We start from the raw sequence: 20,113 nt of genomic DNA on the forward strand, positions 1-20,113 counted from the left end.
GCTAGCTTATCCCGAAGGATAAACCCGCTCGACTTGCATGTATTAGGCACGCCGCCAGCGTTCGTCCTGAGCCAGGATCAAACTCTCCATAATAGAAAATCTGAAATGCTCATTTGAAGCTAGCGAGATTTTGCAATCTCAATTGTAGTCACTTACGTGACTGAATTTGCTGATATGCTTCATTCATTTGTTCAGTTTTCAAAGAGCTTTATTGCGTTACCGTTTAAAGCGTTAATGCATCGCTCTTGCGGTGACAAGAACATATATTATCAGGTTTCAAAATGAAATGCAAGCATCTTTTAAAATCCATTATCTTACAGCTTTGAAAAGCCTGCAGTTACTGCGTTTCGACGCCAAACATCCTTCCTACCATGCAAATGTACGCCACCGATCCAGTCATCGATCCCGTTCAGGAAGATATAATCCTGCTCACACGTAAGAATAAGTTTACCCATTTCTGTTATCTTTACTCTGTAATTTTCAAATTGCGGCGGCCATGCTTCATTGTACCTTGGCAGCCTTTCACCACCGAGGACTTGGATAAGGGGATGTTCGCAATGCCACAGCCCATTCAGGATGCCAAAGAATTGCAGATCTCCTAAGCCATAGTGACTTGCTTGCTCAGATATGGTTTGAAATAAGGACAAGACGGACACCTCGTCATCCACTATCAGCTCAAGTGTCAGCTGCTGAATGGCGGACAAGCCATTTTGCATGGAAGGAAATCGAGCTATATGGGCCTCTAAGGCCTTTTTAAGAAAAGGGAGTCCTGATAAGTCTTCATCCAATAACGTAGCCATAAGCATAGGCTCGGGAGCCGAATAGGCTGTCCAGACCTTGCAGGCAAGGGAATGCTGATTTTCGCTCACAGGCAACCAAGTACCATGCAGATATAGAATTTGATCCACGGTTAATTGCCCCAAGCCATAGAAAGGATCTATGCCAGGGAAGCCATCAATGCAGATCAACGATAGTTGGAAGGGACGACGAGTTACCTCATCGATTCTAGAGAGCAAATAACACAGCATCAATTGATCATATAAATCATGTTCGAACCATAGGACAACCTCGTCCACTTCATCCGTGAGGGTATCCAGCTTCGCTTCCTGCTGAATGGTCTGCGATTTAAAAGTGTCCTCGGGAATGCCATAACGATTATTCATATAAGTTGCTCTCATAGATAAAAGGGCACTATGTGACATCTGCATGCCGATAGGTCCCTCATAGAGCGACTCGTGCCATACCAAAATCTCACCATTGATACCAGATGCTCGCAGTTTATCGCCAAATGCGTCTCCGTTGACGATATGCAGGGTCGTTAATGGCATGGCACCGTCACCTCTCTTCTATATTGATTAAACTTCACCTAGCAGTTGCAAAAGCTCCTGCTCATCTTCAATGATTCGAATGCCTAGCTCCTGCGCTTTGGTCAGCTTGCTGCCTGCGCTTTCGCCTGCGATCACGATGTCGGTCTTTTTGGAGACACTGCCGGTGATCTTAGCACCTCTGGCTTCGAGCTTCTTCGCACATTCGTCCCGTCCCATCGAGGAAAGTGTTCCTGTAAGGACGATCGTTTTGCCGAAGAATGGGTTATCTTCGCTGGCCACGATGACCGGGGCTTCCTCTGCAACGGGGTTCACGCCTGCGGCTAGCATCCGCTCAATGCTGGATACCATCACAGGATCACGGAAGAACGAGTGAATGCTCTCCGCTACGATACCACCCACGTCTGGGAGGGTGATCAGCTCCTCTGTCGTTGCTTCCATGATGCGCGAAAGGCTGCGATAGTGATCGGCTAGCACTTTCGTGGTGGTTTTGCCGGAGTTCGGGATGCCAAGTGCATACAGGAAAGACGCGAGATCGCGGGACTTGCTCTTGTCGAGGGCGCTGAGCAGATTACGCGCCTTCTTCTCGCCGAAGCGATCGAGCTTCACGAGATCTTCGAATTGCAAGGTGTACAGATCCGCAGGATCACGGACATCCAGCTCTTGATGCAGCTGTGAGGCGGTCATCTCGCTGAAAAACTCTATGTCCATCGCATCGCGCGAAGCAAAATGCGCCATCCGGCCCACAAGCTGCGGACTGCAGCCGAGACGGTTGAGGCAGAAGAGATGCGCACCACGCATCTCCAGTTCACTGCCGCAGGACGGGCAATGCGTCGGAGCAACGATCTCCTCGCCGTCATTCTCCTCGGTAACCTTGCCGAGAATCTCTGGAATGACGTCATTCGAACGGCGAATGTAGACGAGGCTGCCGAGGGCGTGTTTGAGGTTTTTGCGCTCAATGTCCCCGACATTGTTGAGCGTACAGTTCTGCACCGTCACGCCTGCGAGATCAACGGCTTCTACGCGGGCTAGAGGTGTGATTTTACCCGTGCGGCCGACTTCCCAAGATACACTTTGCAGGATGGTCGTCGCCTCTTCGGCTTCAAACTTGTAAGCAATCGCCCAACGGGGGAATTTATCTGTATAGCCGAATACTTCTCGCGTGCGCATATCCGTCAGCTTCACGACGCTTCCATCAATAAGGAAGTCAAAGCTGGATCGCTCCTCAGCGATGCGTTCGAGTTCACTACTTACCTCTTCGATGGTGGAGAAGTACCGCGTGCGGTTACTGATTTTGAACAGGTTATCCCGCAAGAACTGAACCATCTCCGCATGATTTTCAAATTGAAGGTCACTCGAGTATCCCACATTATAGAAGAAAGCGTTCAGTTTACGCTCTGCGGTTAACTTAGGGTTCTGATTACGCAGGGCACCTGCTGCGGCATTACGAGCGTTTTTGAGCGGCTCTGCGGCCGTCTGATTGTAAGCTTCTAGGACAGACAGGAACATGACGCCCTCGCCTTGTACTTCAATCGTCCCTTGATCGTAAGGAATTTCTAACGGGATCGATTTGATTGTTTTGACTTGGGCCAAAATACCCTCGCCAATTGTACCGTTCCCCCGCGTAGAGGCTTGGACCAGCTGCCCCTGCTCATAGGTTAGGTTTAGTGTAAGCCCATCAAACTTCAGCTCGACCACGTAAGTCGGGTCTGGCAGCGGTGTTTCAGGGTTCTTGCTATTGTAATCCGCGATCAGCTTAAGCACGCGTGCATGCCAAGTTGCTAAATCCTCGGCGTTTTGCGCTTTGTCCAGGCTCCAGAGACGTGCTAAATGACGGTGCGGTTCAAAGCCTTTGAGGATGTCCCCACCTACCCGATGGGTAGGGGAGGACGGCAGGGTAACCCCTGTCTCCTTCTCCAGCTCGGACAATTTATCATAAAGCGCGTCCCACTCTGCGTCCGAAATCGTAGGCTGATCCAGCGTATAGTAGTTGTGGTTATGCTTGTTAATTTCTTGGATGAGGGTTTTCATTGCCGCGAGTTTATCGGTCATGGCGGACTTCCTCTCTCAATGAGAATATGTGTGTGACAAGGGTAAGACAAGGCAAGGCAGAGCGCTCCTACACTTTCGTGATTGGAGCGAACTTCGCGAGCAGGCGCTTCAAGCCAACAGGCGCCGGGAAAGCAATTTGCAGCTCGGTGTCATCACCCGAGCCCTTTACGGACACGACGGTGCCGACACCCCATTTGCCATGCGACACGCGGTCGCTGGCTTTGTAGTCCGTCACCCCGCCGCCTGCGGCAGGCTGCGGAGCCCGGAACGCAGCCGGTCGGGGCGCGGCCGCAGGGCTTGGCGCAGCAGTCGCGCCAGCGGCAGTGCCCGTTCTAGGCCGTCCCCCGAAGGAGGACGGTGTGCCCCAAGCAGACGAGCCGGTGGTGCTGCCACCGCGGCTCGATGCAGCGGCGCTGCCGCCGCTGCCCCAGGACGAGGTGCCGCCGGAACGGCCTCCTCGTGAGAAGCCTCCGCTTGCGCCGCCAGCGGAGACGGTTTCCAGGAGTTCCTTCGGAATCTCCTGAAGGAATCGCGACGGCGCGTTCGCGGCGGTACGGCCGAAGAGCGTACGCATGCGCGCGCACGTGAGGAACAGTTCTTGCTCGGCGCGCGTAATGCCCACATAGGCCAAACGGCGCTCCTCTTCAAGCTCTTCGTTGTCGGCGAATGCACGGCTGTGCGGGAAAACGCCTTCTTCCATCCCGATGATGAACACAACCGGGAACTCGAGTCCTTTGGCGCTGTGCATCGTCATGAGGACAACAGCATCCTGCTCTTCTTCGGGTTTATCTTTATCTAGTGTATCAATATCCGCGATCAATGCTAGGTCTGTGAGGAAGGAAATGAGGGATTTATCCTCATTACGCTTCTCAAAGTCCATCGTCACGGACAGGAACTCTTCAATATTTTCGAGACGAGCCTTGGATTCGATGGTGTTCTCGCGTTGCATTTCTAAACGGTACTGAGACATTTCAAGGATTTTCTCGGTAAGCTCGGTTACGGACAGGTAGTCCACCATGCGGTTGAGGTTATCCACCATCTCGCGGAAATCAGCAAGGGCATGCTTCGCCTTCGTGTTGATCTCAAGAGAATCAACTTCCTCTAACATGGCAAATAGGGAAATCCCTCTACGTCCAGCCATTTCCGCCACTTTATCCAACGTCGTACCGCCAACGCCCCTTTTCGGCACGTTCACGATTCGGTTCAAGGAAATATCATCGTTCGGGTTGGAGATGAGTCTCAAGTAAGCCAAAATATCCTTAATTTCTTTACGATCATAGAACTTAACCCCGCCGACGATGGTGTAGGCAATATCCGATTTAATCAAAATTTCCTCGATGACCCGGGACTGAGCATTCGTACGGTATAGAATCGCGTGATCGCCGAATCTTTTGCCATTGGACTTATTCTTATTGATTTCATTCGTAACGAAGTAACCTTCTTCATACTCGGTATCCGCTTGGTACAGCTTAATCCCAACGCCACCTTCTTTATCTGTCCAAAGGTTTTTCGGCTTACGACCTGTGTTGTTCGCAATGACTTTATTCGCAGCCTGCAAAATATTCGAAGTTGAGCGATAATTCTGCTCCAAGAGGATCGCCGTTGCATCCGGGTAATCCTGTTCGAAATTGAGGATATTGCTAATATCCGCTCCGCGCCAACGATAAATGGACTGATCACTGTCCCCGACGACGCAAATGCGTTTATGTTTGGACGCGATCATCTGACACAGCATATATTGCGCTCTGTTCGTATCCTGATACTCATCCACATGAATATATTGAAATTTGTTTTGATAAAATTCCAGCACCTCTGGCACTTCTTTAAATAAATGAATGGTCGCCATAATCAAATCGTCGAAATCCAAGGAGTTGTTGGCTCTTAACTTCTTCTGATACAGGGTATAAATTTTTGAGGTCAACCCGTCAATGTAATCACCGATTTTGTCTTCAAATTGTTTAGGAGAGATAAGTTCGTTTTTGGCAGTGGAGATGGCTGCTTGGAATGTTTTGGGCTCGTATTTCTTCGTATCAATGTTGAGTTCTTTGCAGCAGGTTTTGATGACAGATAGTTGGTCACCAGAATCTAGAATCGTAAAGTTCGAGGAAAAGCCGATCCGATTGATGTCTTTGCGCAGCATGCGCACACACATGGAGTGAAACGTGGATACCCAAATGTCGCTTCCACTGCCACCTACCAGCTTGCCTACACGATCCTGCATTTCGCGCGCTGCTTTGTTCGTAAAGGTTAGCGCTAAAATGTTCCACGGCGCCGCTTTGCGCGTGCCAATCAGGTAGGCGATCCGATGCGTGAGCACGCGCGTCTTACCGCTTCCTGCTCCAGCCATAATTAAAAGAGGGCCGTCCACGGCTTCTACAGCTTTGCGCTGTTGGGGATTCAACTTTTTGACAGCTTCTAAAATATTGACAGTTTCATTCACGTTAGAGTTACCTTCCATTTCTATTAAAGTTCGCATGCACGGTCTGAAGCGCCTGCTCCAAGTCACTATATATAATGTTGCCGACCACAATGGTATCTGCCGCTTCGGCTGCTAGTTGCGCTTTCTCTAGCGAGTCAATCCCACCGCCATACAATAAACGGGCATTCTCGAGCACCTGCCGCGTCCGACGGACGAGCTCCATATCTCCGAAGGTGCCGCTGTATTCCAAATACACAATCGACATGTGAAAAAGCTTGTCCGCCATACGCGCATAAGCTGCTACGTCCTTCGCATCCAAGTCGGTACGCGCTGAGGTCAGCTGGGCTGCCGTCGCTTCTTTATTCAATATAATGTAGCCTTCGGCTACGATCTCATCCCAATTCAGTAATGCGCCGTACTCCTTGAGCGCCTCGTGATGTTGACCGACGATCCATTTCGGATCATCTGCATTCAGCACAACGGGGATCAAGAAAAGGTCAAATCCCGGTACGATCGCTTCCTGATTCGAAATCTCTAAGACAACAGGAACCTCATATTGACGGATTCGCGATAGAAGATCTACCGTATTATCGAACGTCACTCCGGAGGAGCCACCTACGAGAATCGCATCTGTACCCGATAAACAGAGCCGATCCAGCGCCTCATCTGAGATGTCCCGGTCTGGGTCGAGCTTAAATACATGTTTCCACTTACGTATATCGACGATCAATTGTTTCCCTCCGATTAGGCGGCAGTTCTGCCATACTATCAACAGTCTATGCTACGCATTCTGGTGTGTCAAATGACAAAAGACGGGCTAATCGCCCGTCTTTTAGAGGAATATGCAACTGAACGTATCCGATCTTCGTTGAAGCTACATTTGCGCCCGAATGCGTACAAATGTTCGTTATTTCACGACAATGTTGAGAATTTTCTCTACATTGATTTCTTTGTGGTCATTTTGCTGAAGCTCAAGTTTAATTTCATGGGCACCTGTTGTTAAATTCGTGAGGGTTAATGGGCCTGTCTTGCCGATCATCGCCTTTTGCTTACCATCCACATACAAGTGGAGATGTCCTTCTCCCAGTACATTGGCTTTATTCATGTCTTCTTCAGATAATTTGAAATTGGACGTTTGGTACGTGATCGTGACATTCTTCCCATCTACTTTGTAGCTGGCATCTATCGCAGGCTTAGCACTCGTCGTAGACGCCTTCGTTCCTGCTCCTGTTCCTGTTCCCGTCTCCGTCTTCACTTGAACCGTTGTCGTCGTACCCGCATCCTTTGTCCCAGTTGCTACGGACGGGATGACCTCATCTTTGGAACCGCACGCCGTTGTTAATGCTCCCAGTACCACTAAAGTAGCCGCACCATATACCCATGTTTTTTTCATCAGCTTAAGCTCCCTTTTTCCTAAGTTTGGACATCCTATGTTCCTTATATATGTGTGCCAAGCCGTACTCATTCCTGAATTAGAAAAATAGTGGGACAAATTAGAGGAAGAAAAAAAGACACCCTGCCCGAGGAGGACAGGATGTCTGATTATCCGGAAACGATCTACTCGTGATTACACTTGCTTAGAAGTTATATTTCGTACCTTCTTGCGACCTATTCGTGTAGGAGTTCCCTTCGGAACCGGACGATGGCATGCCTTGCTGAGTACGGGAAACAATACGTGCTTGCGCACCTCTGCCTGCCCCCGTTATACCTGTATTCTCATTCGCATGGTTGGAAGAAGCAGCATATCCCAGAGATCCACGACCGTAGCTTGACTGATCATGGCTTTGATCTTGGTAGCTCCTTGTTGGAGTTTGGTTATAAGAAGAGGACTGTTGCTGAGACTGACTAGGTGTATATCCTTGGCCTCGACCTTGTTGATTATTGTATACCGCATTCGGATACTGGTTAGCATAATTCACTGGCTGGAACGAAGGTGTAGGTGCTGCCGTTGGCGTTGGCGCTTGGTGCAGTGCCGCAACTTGGTTCTGCTGTTGATTTGTTTGTCCTTGTTGCTGACTGTATGGCTGTCTTTGTTGGTACGACTGTTCGGACTGCTGGGACTGTGTTTGGTACGATTGATGCTGTTGTGATTGTGATTGCGGCTGTGATTGTGCGTACGACTGATGCTGCTGAGACTGTGCTGATGACTCCGAACTCCGATCTTGCTGATCAAAGCTTGCTGACGCCGCTCTGCTCACATGCTGCTGGACGATGGATTGTACTTGTAACGCCGTCTGACTCTGCTTCTGAATCTCTTGCTCAATCATCTGCTGCTCAGCCTGTTGAATCTGATAACCGCCAAGACTCTGAATTTCTTGAAAAACAAGCGCTTGGTCATCTAATGTTTTTTGTAATAAGGTTTCGAAAGTCTGTCGAATGCTAGGATTAGCAGCTTCCAAGGCAGCCGTTGTGTATTCACGTGCACTGCGTTTCAATTCAGACAGGACGAAGTTGGCAAAGTCCAGATCTTCTAAGTCTACTTGCTGCTGTTGGTGCTGTTGTTGAGAATTTTGCTGATACATGCGTCTTGCACCTCCTTGTAGGTTCGAATTAGTGGGTCATTCCGGATTGTTGTTGCAGGGCATTGATCAGGATACTCATATTTTGCAAACGCTCTTGCGATAGGTGAGACAAGGTTTGCTTCAAGGACTGACTTTGGCTGTTCACCGCGCCTTGTACACAAAGCTTCGCTAACAATTCTTCATTCTTGAACGTATCCGTTAGATACGAAAGTTCTTTACCTGAAATAGCTTGGTTCTCTTGCGTGTTATACATGTGCATGTGACCTCCTTTCCTCTCTTTTATTTTTCCCAAAAAATGCCGTTTTATGTCGGATGAACAAAAAAACTGCTTCACCACTTTAAGCTAGGATGGTGAATATGTCGCTAACACTGGATATATCCAGTGTTTTTCACTTTCTTAGGCGAAAACAGACCATTCCATTGGACTTTTCCACTAAAAAGGACATTTTCTATGGTGAAATCTAAGATTTTACTGGATTTATCCAATGAAAGTCTCATTTTCAGGTCTGGAATGGGGATTTCACTGGATTTATCCAGTGGCAGGGGGGAGGAATGGCTGGAGGATGACCAGGTGGAGAAGATGGAGAGTTGAAGGAGTTAGGGCAATGGAGAAGAGGGAGAGTTAAAGGAGTTAGGGCAATGGAGAAGATGGAGAGTCAATGGAGTTAGGACAATGGAGGAGATGGAGAGTTGAAGGAGTTAGGGCAATGGAGAAGAGGGAGAGTTAATGGAGTTAGGACAATGGAGAAGATGGAGAGTTAATGGAGTTAGGACTATGGAGAAGATGGAGAGTTAATGGAGTTAGGGCGCTGGAGAAGATGGAGAGTTAATGGAGTTAGGACAATGGAGAAGATGGAGAGTTAATGGAGTTAGGACAATGGAGAAGATGGAGAGTTAATGGAGTTAGGACAATGGAGAAGATGGAGAGTTAATGGAGTTAGGGCGCTGGAGAAGATGGAGAGTTAATGGAGTTAGGGTGCTGGAGAAGATGGAAAGTTAATGGAGTTAGGGCGCTGAAGGCGCTGGACTTCCTAAAATAGCAGGTGTTAGGTGAGTTGTCTGCGACCACCGGAGGCCTACATGAACAAAAAACTGCTTCGCTACAGTTTAATCCCTGTAGGAAGCAGCTTTCGATTAGGAAGCAGGCTGAGCGGTTTTGCCCGCATACGCATCTGCTAGTTTTTGAATATCCTCGGCTGCCAGCGAGTAGGCCCACTGCCCACCCTGCTTGGCTAACCACACTTGTTCTCCGCTCAATTTACCCTCATAAACATCGGTAACGTCTTTCCCGTCTACCGTCATGGCAATCTCCAATTTAAGCTCTCCACCTGTTGTCGGCGTCCCAGCTGCCGCTTGCGGTAATTCGCCAGTATGCAAGAAGATTAATTGATCGAGCAGCGGACTTGCCTCCGTGCCCTTCATCTCTTTATCCCCAAGCTTCCAGCTTGCGTCCGCAGCGACTTTATCTTTATCTGTCTTAGAAAGCGTCCAGGACTGGCCCTTCCATGTCAACTTGACACTTTGTACCTTGTCGTTCTCTTGATGAATAGGACTTGTGTCGGCAAAGTCGACCGGCGTTTTGTTCAGCGATGTCAACGATTGATCGCTGACTTGATACACGGCAGATGAGCCTTCCACTTGTACGTAAGAGAAGCCTTCGATCGGCAACGCAGTCCCTACGAGCAAGCCCTGTTTGGAACCGTCCTTCAAGGTGACTTCATAGGTGCCCACTGGTTTATCTAAGCCATATTCGGCTAGATTCGTTGCTTGATCCTCCACAAGCTTAGTCGACGTTACCAGACCTAACATATCTAACCATGAGTCAACTTGATTCGAATTGATCGGCGCAGCCGCTGGCTTTTGCATATCCCAACCAGTGGTCGTGCGGCTTAATTCAATCTGCTCCTCCTCCGTTTTCACGGTGACAGCCTTCACATCTTCTTGTTTCAGGATTAGAAGGGACTTGGGTTCATCTTTCTTCTCTTGAAAGAAGTCTTTGCTTGAGGCGTACCAGAAGCCACCGATGCAAATGACGACTAACAGAATGGTTGGAATAAACCGTTTCATCCTCTTCTCCTCCTCCACCAGATCAAGCCGCCAATGACAAGGAACAAGAGTGGTAAGAACACGATGGTGATGAGGAAAATCGTATTCGCTTGGCTAGGTGTAATCATTGCCTGTTGATACGCATCCCCTTGTCGTGGACGGATCGTAATTTGATCTTTCTGTTCTTGCAGCCAGCCAATACTGTTCAGAGCAAAGTCCTTATTCCCTTGATTCTGAATATCTTCATCCAACACGAATGTAGAACCACCTAGAATAACAGCTTTCGGCTTGTTATCTTTGTCTGAGATGGCGTAACCCAAGTTCAGCGGACCCTTAACATCGGTTACATCTTGCTTCGTCTTGTTCTGTGCAAGCAGGTTAATGTCCGTTTCACCGTAAGCTTTATCCGTTGTTGTTAACAGCAAGGATTTGGTATAGTCCGGCGCACTTTCATCCGCATTCAAGCTAACAGCCAAGGAGAGCATGGTAATCAAATTATTGTTGGACAATTTGTTCGTAATATCGTGTGAGCCGTACTCTGGAATGATCGTTAACGGGTCATACAACGACGTTTGTTTCGTTTCAATCGCAATCGCGTGCTGATCCTGAACACCGTAGGTTTTCATGATGGCATCGATATTTTTCCACTTCGTCGTCATATCCTTATTGAAGCCCAGCGCGATATAAATTTTACCTTTACCCTTCAAATAGGTCTGAATGAGCTCTGCTTCTTTGTCGTTAAGATCGTTGGTCGGTCCAAGAAGCATGAGCATTTGCGCATCATCCGGGATTTTGCCTTCTACGTAAAGATTCAGATCTTTCACGTCGTAGTTGGCAGCAGCCAGGCTGCTTTTAAAAATACTCATAGCAGACGCCGGATACTCTTGATGACCTGACAGTAAGTAAACCGTATGTTTCTCCGTGGATGTCAGGCTTTGAATCGCTTGTGTAAATTTCTCTTCACCTGAGAATGTGTAGGAACCATCCTGTTGTCCCACAAACAGTTCATAGAAGTTGATGTTTTGCTTTTTGGTTCCCAATTCGAAAATAATCGTTCCGCCTTGGTCCACCCCATACTGCTTCGCCATCGAAGGCTGCTTCAGCATATCGTACTCATCATACGTAATTTTACTGCTTTGCTTCTTATACTCAGCCACCATATCCGTAACTTGACGTGTCACAAAATCATTGCCATCTCCACTGTTTGTGAAGGCGATGACGTGAATATCTTGATTGAGATTTTTGAGTGCAGCGGTTGTTTGCTCTGAGAGCGTGAAATTTTTATTTTTCGTCAAATCGACCTGGAAGCCCTTAAGCGAGTGAAGGAAGATTGTCAGAATAATGAAAATGCCGATAACCGCGATTGATAGAACCGTCGCATTAGTTCCCCGTATCCACTTATTCATTCCGCTCACCTCCAACGCTTTCTTTCAAGGACTTGTATACAAAGAACCAGGAACACGGCTGTTAATGTGATGTAAAAGAGGATGTCGCCGCCGTGAAAAACGCCTTTTTGGAGATTTCCTAAGTGACCGGTCAATGAGAATTGACCTACGTAATCCTTCAATTTACCCGTCATAGAGCTGCTAACCCAATCCAATAGCCACAGCAACAGCAAAATAACAAAGCCTGTAATCCCCGCAACCATCTGGTTATTCGACAAGCTGGATGCAAACAAGCCAATGGCCATCATCGCGCAGCCTAATAGGAACATGCTGAGGTACGACAACCACGTGACAGGCATATCCAATGTACCGAAGGAGGACATAATGAGCGGATATACAAGGGAGATCGCCACTAGGCCGACTTGTACGATTAGAGCGGATAGATATTTACCCAGCACGATTTCGCTAATACCGGCAGGTGATGTCAGAAGCAACTCATCCGTACCCTGACGAAACTCATCTGCAACAAGACGCATCGTTAGTAGTGGGATGATGAAAAGGTAGATGAACGTGGTATTGCCCACAATGGAGCGCGCGTCCACGATTGGTGGCTGTCCAGCCACGAAATTCACGTAAAAGAAGAAGCTCGACAACAGCACATAGAAGGCAAACGCCACATACGCAACTGGCGAGAAGAAATACATTTGCAGTTCTTTGGAGCAAATGGCCCAAATTCTACGCATCGGTGTCACCCTCCTCTTTGGATGTGTCCGCTGGCTCGTCCGTCGTCAACTTGAGGAAGATATCCTCTAAGCTGAGGCTTTCCCGCTTCATCGCTAAGATCGGTAAGCCTGCGCTTGCGAGACGGAAGAATAACGCTTCGCGGATGTCTTCTGCACGATCTGCGGAGGTGACGAGGAGTTTGACGGACTCGGCTGGTGCGGATGAAAGAGCAACTGCGGGAACATCGGTTGCTTCGTCTGTAGCAGACTCCGCGGATTCCAAAGATTCAAGGGCAGACGCCGCCGGTGCTGCTGCACCCGCTTCCGGTGCGTCGACTTCTTTGACTTCGCCGATGGAAGGCAGGCTGCGCAGCTCGTGCAAGATTCGCTCGCGAGGTCCCTTGACCTCGAGCGACACCTCGAACGTCTCGCCCATCGTGCGGCCGAGATGCTCAGGGCGCTCGTCAAGGACGACGCGGCCTTGGTTAATGATGAGAACGCGGTTACATATCGCGTTAATTTCAGGCAAAATGTGCGTGCTCAGCAGCACGGTGTGGTTCTCGCCCAGCTCGTGGATGAGCTGGCGGATCTCGATGATCTGCTTGGGATCGAGGCCCGACGTGGGCTCGTCCAGAATAAGCAGATCCGGTTGGTGCAGGATCGCTTGCGCGAGTCCGAGGCGCTGCTTGTAGCCTTTCGAGAGGGAGCGAATAATTTGCTTCTCGCGACCTTGCAGTCCAAGCTTGTCGATGGCTTCGCCGACACGGAGTTTTTGCTCGCGCGCAGGCACATCGCGCAGGTTGGCGATGAAGCGCAGGTAAGACTGTACCGTCATCTCGGGGTACAGCGGTGGTGTTTCCGGCAAGTAGCCGATCTTACGGCGCGCCTTCTTCGGGTTGTCGGACATGGAGTGACCGTCCACCCATATTTGACCATGCGTTGGATTCAGGTAACCTGTAATCATGCGCATCGTCGTTGTTTTGCCAGCACCATTCGGCCCTAAGAAGCCGACGATTTCACCGCGCTGCATCGAGAAGTCGATGTTATGCACGCCGCGATCATTTCCGTACAGCTTGCTGACTTGTTTGACCTCTAGCATCCAAGATCCCCCATTTCTATGCGTTCGTATTATTCATCATCACTATACGGGTGGAACAATAAACCAACCTTAAGCAAATCTGAAAAATAGATTAAAATAATGTGTCTAAATTGTGAACAAGTGGATGTGTATACTCTAGCTTTATTCCGCTAGTGCGCATGATGTCGGATATACTCGAACAACAGCTGAATGTTGTCCATCATACGGTTGAACCCATCCGAGATAAGCGATTATTAAAGCGTTTTCATTTCGTGTTATCGCTCATTATAAAGCCCACTGCAGATCGGATACTATGCACTTATTTCAATAAAATGTTCACTATTTCAATACACCCTACATAAATCCTATATAACTTTCTGAGAAATAAAAAAGAGGTGAGCTTCTGCTCACCTCTCTAAGGAATACCTATGATGTTCCAACTATTTATTTAACCAAAGTACCCTTCGTTACACCCAACTGGTTCGTTGCCTTCAGTGAACGCCATACTTGCGTTCCGCTAATTTGGCCATCGATTGCTTTGCGATACAAATCAAGAATTTCCGTTACTTTCTCCGGTGTCTCTTCCAAGAACTCTACACGGAACGAGCGGATGCCCAGATCCATGAAGTGGTTCAAATACTCGGCACCAGACTGATCTATCGCGTTGTAAACGGTATTCCGACAGCCTTCATCTACGCGAACAGGATGAGACATACCCACACGGTCCTGCAAAGAAACACGCTTCTCTTCACATGGACGACCACAGTTCGTGAAGTCTGTTCCTTCACTCAGGAACGTACAGTACACGCAGTGTTCCGTGTGGAACATCGGCATGTGCTGATGAATGACGACTTCGAGCTTGGATGTTTCCGCGCGGCGAAGCAAGTCAACCATCTGCTGAATGTTCAAGTCATACGAAGGCGTAACCTTCGAGAGCCCGGCAGCCAAGAACAAATCTGCGGCTTTATGGTTGGCCACATTCAAGGAGAAGTCACCAATCAACTGTGGTTGTGGTGCATCTGGATTCTCAAAGCGATGCTTCAAGAAATAGTAGGCTGCACCCGTATTACGAATCAGAACTGCATCTGGCTTAAGCTTGAGTATATTGTTAAAATAGCCCGTTTCCCCTGGCATATGAATCCGTGGTGTTACGAGGGCAATTTTGCGCCCAGCGGCATGAACGGCTTCAACAGCGGCAGGGAACTGCTTAATAAATTCAAAATCAGCATAAATCAAGTTGACGTCCGTTGTCGCCAGCACAGCCTTCACCTGATCCAAGCTACGGCAAAGTGCGGTCAACTCAACGCTACTACGATCTGCTTGGGATAGAGTAGGTGCATTCACAGCCGTAACAGCCGCGTGATGCTCGGTCACAGCTACCGGCACGTCATCATACACGCCGACTTCTCGCTTGATGTACGCGCGCGGCTTCTGCCGCTCGTCTTCCATCAGCTCGACAGCCATGCGGCGCATGCCGTTCAGCTCACGCATCGGCACGATCAGCGCGCCGTCCAGCTGGACATCCAGCTCGGCAAGCTCATAAATCGTGCCGCCAAGACGACCGAACTGCTCGGTGAAGAGCTGTTCGTCCATTGGTCTTTTTTCCGCTTGAACTAGCGGAAGCTCGGACTGTACGAAGACGGTGTGACCGCCTTTCACATCCGTCCACCAGCTCTTCAGCGTCTCGCCAAGGACGCCGGTTACTTTTACGCTTACCGGGAATGTACGGTAAGGCTTATCCGTCTCGAACGTCTGACGCAGACGTTTGTCGAGCGCAGGATCGTTCGTCTTCCAGATACGGTCGCCAACGTGCAAACGACCAAGCTCTACATCGTTGCGTCCCATAACGATTTCGATCAATCCACCCTCGGCTTCGCCTTCGAGTTTCTCTCCTTTACGGCGCAAATCGTAGATGCGTCCGCCCTCTTCCTTCTTCGTCGGATCCCCCGCGTCGAAAACTAGCCCATCGCCGCGCTTCAGCGGCGCTTCTAGCTCACAGATCACCGCATCGCGCAGAATCTGCTTGATACGGCCCACGAATACTCCACGGCTCTTTGGAAACGTGCCGTCAACCAACTGCTTGTTGTTGGTTCCTTGCAGGAACCCAACCGTAAAACCACGTGAGAAGCTTTGCTGAAGCTCACGCACTTCCTCTTTGGACGGACGAGCGTCCAGCCCATCGAAATAACGATCAATCGCTTTGCGATATTTGCTCACGACATTAGCTACATATTCAGGGGTCTTCAGACGCCCTTCAATTTTAAAAGAACGAACACCCGCTTCGATCAGTTCCGGCACGATTTCAATCGCCGCCAAATCTTTCGGCGACAGCAGATATGTGACGTCACCCATCGGTTTTTGCTCACCATCGACCATCAGATCATAAGGCAAACGACAAGCCTGCGCGCACTCACCACGGTTAGCGGAACGGCCTCCCCACATTTCGGAGGTCAAGCATTGTCCCGAATAGGACACACAAAGTGCACCATGCACGAAGACTTCCATCGGAAGCTTCGCTTGATCACCGATTTGTTTAATTTGTTTCAGGTTATTCTCGCGACCAAGAACGACACGCTCAATATCGAACGGTTTCGTAAATTCAACCGCTTCCGGCGATGTAATCGTCATCTGCGTTGAACCGTGAATCGGGAAATCGGGTGAGATTTCACGAATCATTTTAACCAAGCCCAAATCCTGAACAATTACCGCGTCTACGCCCGCATCGACACACGCTTCAATTAATTGCTTGGCATCGTTCAACTCTTCCTCAAACACCAGAATGTTAAACGTCAAGAAGCCCTGAACACCATATAGATGAAGGAACGACATAATATCCGGCAGCTCAGCCATCGTAAAGTTATGCGCTCTCGCTCTCGCATTGAATTTCTCCACACCAAAAAACACGGCATCCGCCCCATTGGCTACAGCCGCTCGCAAACAATCCCAATCCCCCGCGGGGGCCAATAATTCTACATCTTCTCTGCGTATCGTACGCATGGCAGCAAATCCTTTCAATATCAATCCTCGGTAATCCTCAAACTCTTCTCTTTAGTGTAACAGAAACGATAGGTAGGAATCTAGGGCAGGGATATCTCCAATAAAGCCAATATCCGACAATACGGTCCGTTACCATGCCTTTAGAAGTTAACAAACCTATCTATGAATGCTATAATGGCAAGGATAGTGACCTTTATTGACAATTCCCCATGCTTCGACAAGGGTGAATTGCAACCTTTCTAGCAATCGAGGGATCCTTTTGAATTTGTCGAAAATTCGTGTAACCCAACTACTGATCGGGTTAAGCCTTGGCACCTTAGTCATCGTGCTAACCCTTCTATTTTTGCCAAAAGTCGAGGAAACTAAGCTTCTGTACGCAACGAGCGGAGATTCTTATGATATTGCCGCTTATAGTAATTTCGAGCAAACCTTGCAAGCAGGTGTTGAAATTGATAGAACTAGTTTGCTTGCAATCTCAACCCGTCAGCTTCGCAAGTACGACGCACTGTATTTGGATCCAGGGCTAGCCCAAGATGCTGCATGGTCCAAACAAGCGGATAAATTAATAGCTTTCGTGAAGCAGGGCGGACATTTATTGTTGGAAAATGAGTTTGCGAATCGGTTTCCGCTAGACTTTCTGGGTGCAGCTGGGATCGTTGATTTAAAAAAAGTGCCCATTAGCAACTTAGCCTTAACGCCGCAGACTTCAGATTCGCTAACGCTTGGCTATCCACAGGTACCTGTTAATTTACAAGGCATTCAGCAATCGTTTCAATTGTTTACTCAAAGCTATCTCAAACATAATGCCACGGATGATATGCCTGGATTTCACCTTGGCTACGGCTTCAATCCATCTACGGGGCAATCCGTTGTTAACATGTCGAAAGCATCCGATTCGAAGCAGCCTGTCTCCCTTGTCTTGCACAATCGTGTGGGCAAAGGTGCCGTGCTCATCAGCAGTAACTTCCTACCGAACCGTTACTTCCCTACGGGCTTTGATATGAAGAGCGGATTCGATCCGAAGTTAGGCTTTTCCCTGCTCGCAGAGAAATACCAAGCAGCAAGCAAGCCAACACCGGGAACGACTTACTTCAATAAAAGAGCGCTGCCGATTGAGCCATATTTTAACTTCGCTTGGACAGCGGCTAATATGCAGTATCGCAGTGAGTTGCTCTCCTATGTGTCTAAGGAAACGCTCGGGTACAGTATTAAGAAGAGCCTTGGGCCATATGGCCGTCCTGCGATGGCGTTTCAGAACCATTTCGAGGCGATGCCGTCGATCGGGCAAAAAGACGGCATTGCCTGGGCGGAGAAGCTGAAGGAGTACAACGAGGTTCCCTCGTTTACGCTCGTGCGCAACGCCTTCTACTGGGGTGAATGGCGCGAGAGCGTGACGGTGCAGCTTAACACAGGAACGAATGCGAAGCCTTCGTTTGTGGGTGAGCTGCCCGGCTCCGGCTACGCGAGCGGACTGCACGTAATGGCTGCCGGCATCCCCTTGCGGCAAGCCACGTACGGGCCGTATCGCGATCTGCAAAGCGCGATTGAACTGCCGTACCGCGCGTACCCTGCCGCTGCGGATCTGAACGGCGACGGCCGCACGGACTTGCTGGCCGGCAGCAGTGATGGATTCGTGTATGTCTACACGAATCTGGGCAAGGATGAGGCGGCTTACGTCAGCGAGCCGCCGCCTAAGGGCTTGGCGCTGCCCGACACGTTCGGCGCGCCTGCGAAGTTGTTGCTGGAGAGCGGCGCGCCGCTCCAGCTCGGCCCTTACAGTGCCGTTCACGCCGCCGACGTGAACGGGGATGGCCGCACGGACCTCGTCGTCGCAGACGAGTCCGGCGGGGTGTGGCAGCTGCCGCAGCTCGCTAGCGGCAGGTTCGGCAAGCCCGCGGCCGTGCTCGCGGGCGGAACTGCGCTGCAGCTGCCCGGAGGGCCTGCAGCACCGAGCGTCGCCGACGTGAACGGCGACGGCAAGCTCGACCTCGTCCTAGGCGCAGCCGATGGACGAGTGTGGCTGTATCAGGGCCGAAGCGCAGCGGCCCTGGATCTTACAGAAGGCAGCGTAATCATCACGCTGCCGCACCGCTCCACGCACGCCGCGCCAGCGGTGCGTGACATGAATCAAGACGGCCGACCGGATCTCGTGGTCGGCAGCAGCGATGGGGATCTGCAAGTGTTCCTCCAAAGCGCCGACGGCGCATGGACGTCACAAGGTCCCCTGGCAGGGACAACCTTAAACCAAGTCGGCAATAACGCGTTGGTTGCTGGACATTATTCCGTGCCTTTATGGCTGGACATCAATCACGATGGCAATGACGATCTCATCGTGGGTGGCATCGAATTCGGCTCTCCAGTAGCGATCGATGACCCGCACTTTCCTTATAAAACGGAATTAAACGAATTCATTGCGTATGCCAAAGATCAGCATTTACAATTAAATCCGCACACATTTGTACATAATTTTAAGAGTGCTGATGACGAGAGAATTGAGTTCAACCTGCATCAACAGGCTTTCGATAAGCTTGGCATTCCATGGTTACATCCTGGAACGAACCAGCACACCTGGCGCATTAATAATGAAGATCACGATCAAACCCTGCTTACCGAGAAAGGAAAAGGCATGTGGTACAACTTCGGATTCTTACCTTCCGAGTCACCTGTGCTTGCTCGTCCAGAATCGATCTGGTCGCTTCCCTTCCTTTTACAAGATGAGCAAGGAAAGACCGATACGACGATGCTCATTCATGCACCTACACCTGTCCTTAGGCCGGCTGGTGACAATGCGAACACAGATGTTTTCGAATCTATGGTAAAGCTGGATATGCCGATTGATTACTTCGAGCATATTGAATACCATTTCCCTGAACCTCAGAAAATTGCTAATTTAACGGAATTTGCTGATTACTTTGACAAGCTTCGCACGAAGCATGATTATAACTTTATGTCCGAAACACAGATGGCCAAATCGTTCTTATCCGCTATGCAAAGCGATGTGAAGATCAGCCAATCCTGGGCGTCCTACCTGTGGGATCGATTGAAGGATCGCCTCAGCGGTGGCAGTCCCCACTTCCACGCTACGCTGTCACCTGAAACATCAGATGTTTCTCTTTTAGCTGAAGAGTACGCGGATACCTTAGGCGTCACCATTGAAAAAGGGGATAAGCTCGCCCTATATTCCCTGCAAAGCAATTCAAACATCTATACGACGATTGAGAACAAGTTTTATCTCGGATTAGCGAAGAAAACTGAGATTCGCGTGGGCCCATCGTCACAACAGTTCCATGTTGTCCGTTCAAATGTTCCTTTTACCCTTACGGAGAAAGGAAATACCTATCAATTGAAGCTTGAATCAGCGGGTCTGCAGCAAGTTAAATTGTTTAGTCCAGTTGAGCTCAAAATAGCGTCTTCACCTGATGTTGCCGTCCTGCATGACGCCGCTTCCCAAACTTACACACTGACCCGATATGGGGATGTGACGACACTTACTTTTACCGGACCTGTCGCCAATGCGCAGTAACCCTATCCACATTTAATTATCTACTTATTTTTGAATCAGGAGGC

13 protein-coding genes and 1 rRNA gene are annotated in these 20,113 nt (G+C 49.4%); 1 reads left to right on the top strand and 13 read right to left on the bottom strand.

The window, feature by feature from the left end; translation table 11 throughout:
• The 13 genes from L6I86_RS21190 to L6I86_RS21250 form a co-directional block, all read right to left on the bottom strand.
• Positions 1-93, bottom strand: a 16S ribosomal RNA gene (locus L6I86_RS21190); the annotation flags it as partial.
• Between the two features lie 221 nt (positions 94-314).
• Positions 315-1,328: a DUF1835 domain-containing protein gene (locus L6I86_RS21195; RefSeq protein ID WP_236290314.1), complete on the bottom strand. Its 1,014-nt coding sequence runs from the start codon at positions 1,326-1,328 to the stop codon at positions 315-317.
• Positions 1,329-1,355: 27 nt separating this feature from the next.
• Positions 1,356-3,377 carry an NAD-dependent DNA ligase LigA gene (gene ligA / locus L6I86_RS21200; protein ID WP_236290316.1) on the bottom strand — a complete coding sequence of 674 codons (2,022 nt, stop codon included), beginning with the start codon at positions 3,375-3,377 and terminating at the stop codon, positions 1,356-1,358.
• Positions 3,378-3,444: 67 nt separating this feature from the next.
• On the bottom strand, positions 3,445-5,817 hold the full coding sequence (pcrA, locus tag L6I86_RS21205; RefSeq protein ID WP_236290318.1) for a DNA helicase PcrA: 2,373 nt from the start codon (positions 5,815-5,817) through the stop codon (positions 3,445-3,447).
• A gap of 7 nt (positions 5,818-5,824) precedes the next feature.
• Positions 5,825-6,526, bottom strand: coding sequence for a heptaprenylglyceryl phosphate synthase (pcrB, locus tag L6I86_RS21210; RefSeq protein ID WP_236290320.1), 702 nt, complete (start codon positions 6,524-6,526; stop codon positions 5,825-5,827).
• 177 nt (positions 6,527-6,703) lie between these two features.
• The gene (locus tag L6I86_RS21215; RefSeq protein ID WP_236290322.1) at positions 6,704-7,189 is read right to left on the bottom strand and encodes a DUF6130 family protein; all 486 of its coding nucleotides are present in this window, start codon (positions 7,187-7,189) and stop codon (positions 6,704-6,706) included.
• Between the two features lie 184 nt (positions 7,190-7,373).
• Positions 7,374-8,318, bottom strand: coding sequence for a spore coat protein (locus tag L6I86_RS21220; protein ID WP_236290323.1), 945 nt, complete (start codon positions 8,316-8,318; stop codon positions 7,374-7,376).
• 28 nt (positions 8,319-8,346) lie between these two features.
• Positions 8,347-8,571, bottom strand: a complete 225-nt coding sequence (locus L6I86_RS21225) for a hypothetical protein (protein ID WP_056611378.1) — start codon at positions 8,569-8,571, stop codon at positions 8,347-8,349.
• Positions 8,572-9,452: 881 nt separating this feature from the next.
• Positions 9,453-10,385 (bottom strand): DUF4340 domain-containing protein, encoded by a 933-nt coding sequence (locus tag L6I86_RS21230; protein ID WP_236290326.1) that lies wholly within the window; start codon positions 10,383-10,385, stop codon positions 9,453-9,455.
• Entirely contained in the window at positions 10,382-11,770 is a 1,389-nt protein-coding gene (locus tag L6I86_RS21235) for a GldG family protein (protein ID WP_236290328.1), read from the bottom strand. The genes L6I86_RS21230 and L6I86_RS21235 overlap by 4 nt, the downstream gene beginning before the upstream one ends.
• A 5-nt stretch (positions 11,771-11,775) precedes the next feature.
• Entirely contained in the window at positions 11,776-12,492 is a 717-nt protein-coding gene (locus L6I86_RS21240) for an ABC transporter permease (protein ID WP_056611390.1), read from the bottom strand.
• On the bottom strand, positions 12,485-13,570 hold the full coding sequence (locus L6I86_RS21245; protein WP_236290330.1) for an ABC transporter ATP-binding protein: 1,086 nt from the start codon (positions 13,568-13,570) through the stop codon (positions 12,485-12,487). The genes L6I86_RS21240 and L6I86_RS21245 overlap by 8 nt, the downstream gene beginning before the upstream one ends.
• A 423-nt stretch (positions 13,571-13,993) precedes the next feature.
• On the bottom strand, positions 13,994-16,546 hold the full coding sequence (locus tag L6I86_RS21250) for a U32 family peptidase (RefSeq protein ID WP_236290332.1): 2,553 nt from the start codon (positions 16,544-16,546) through the stop codon (positions 13,994-13,996).
• A 259-nt stretch (positions 16,547-16,805) separates the two neighbouring features.
• Here L6I86_RS21250 and L6I86_RS21255 point away from each other — a divergent pair, with 259 nt between their 5' ends.
• Positions 16,806-20,069: an FG-GAP repeat domain-containing protein gene (locus L6I86_RS21255; protein ID WP_236290334.1), complete on the top strand. Its 3,264-nt coding sequence runs from the start codon at positions 16,806-16,808 to the stop codon at positions 20,067-20,069.
• The last annotated feature ends 44 nt before the right edge of the window (positions 20,070-20,113 follow it).

The sequence above is a fragment of the Paenibacillus allorhizoplanae genome (genome assembly GCF_927798215.1).
GTDB lineage: Bacteria > Bacillota > Bacilli > Paenibacillales > NBRC-103111 > Paenibacillus_E > Paenibacillus_E allorhizoplanae.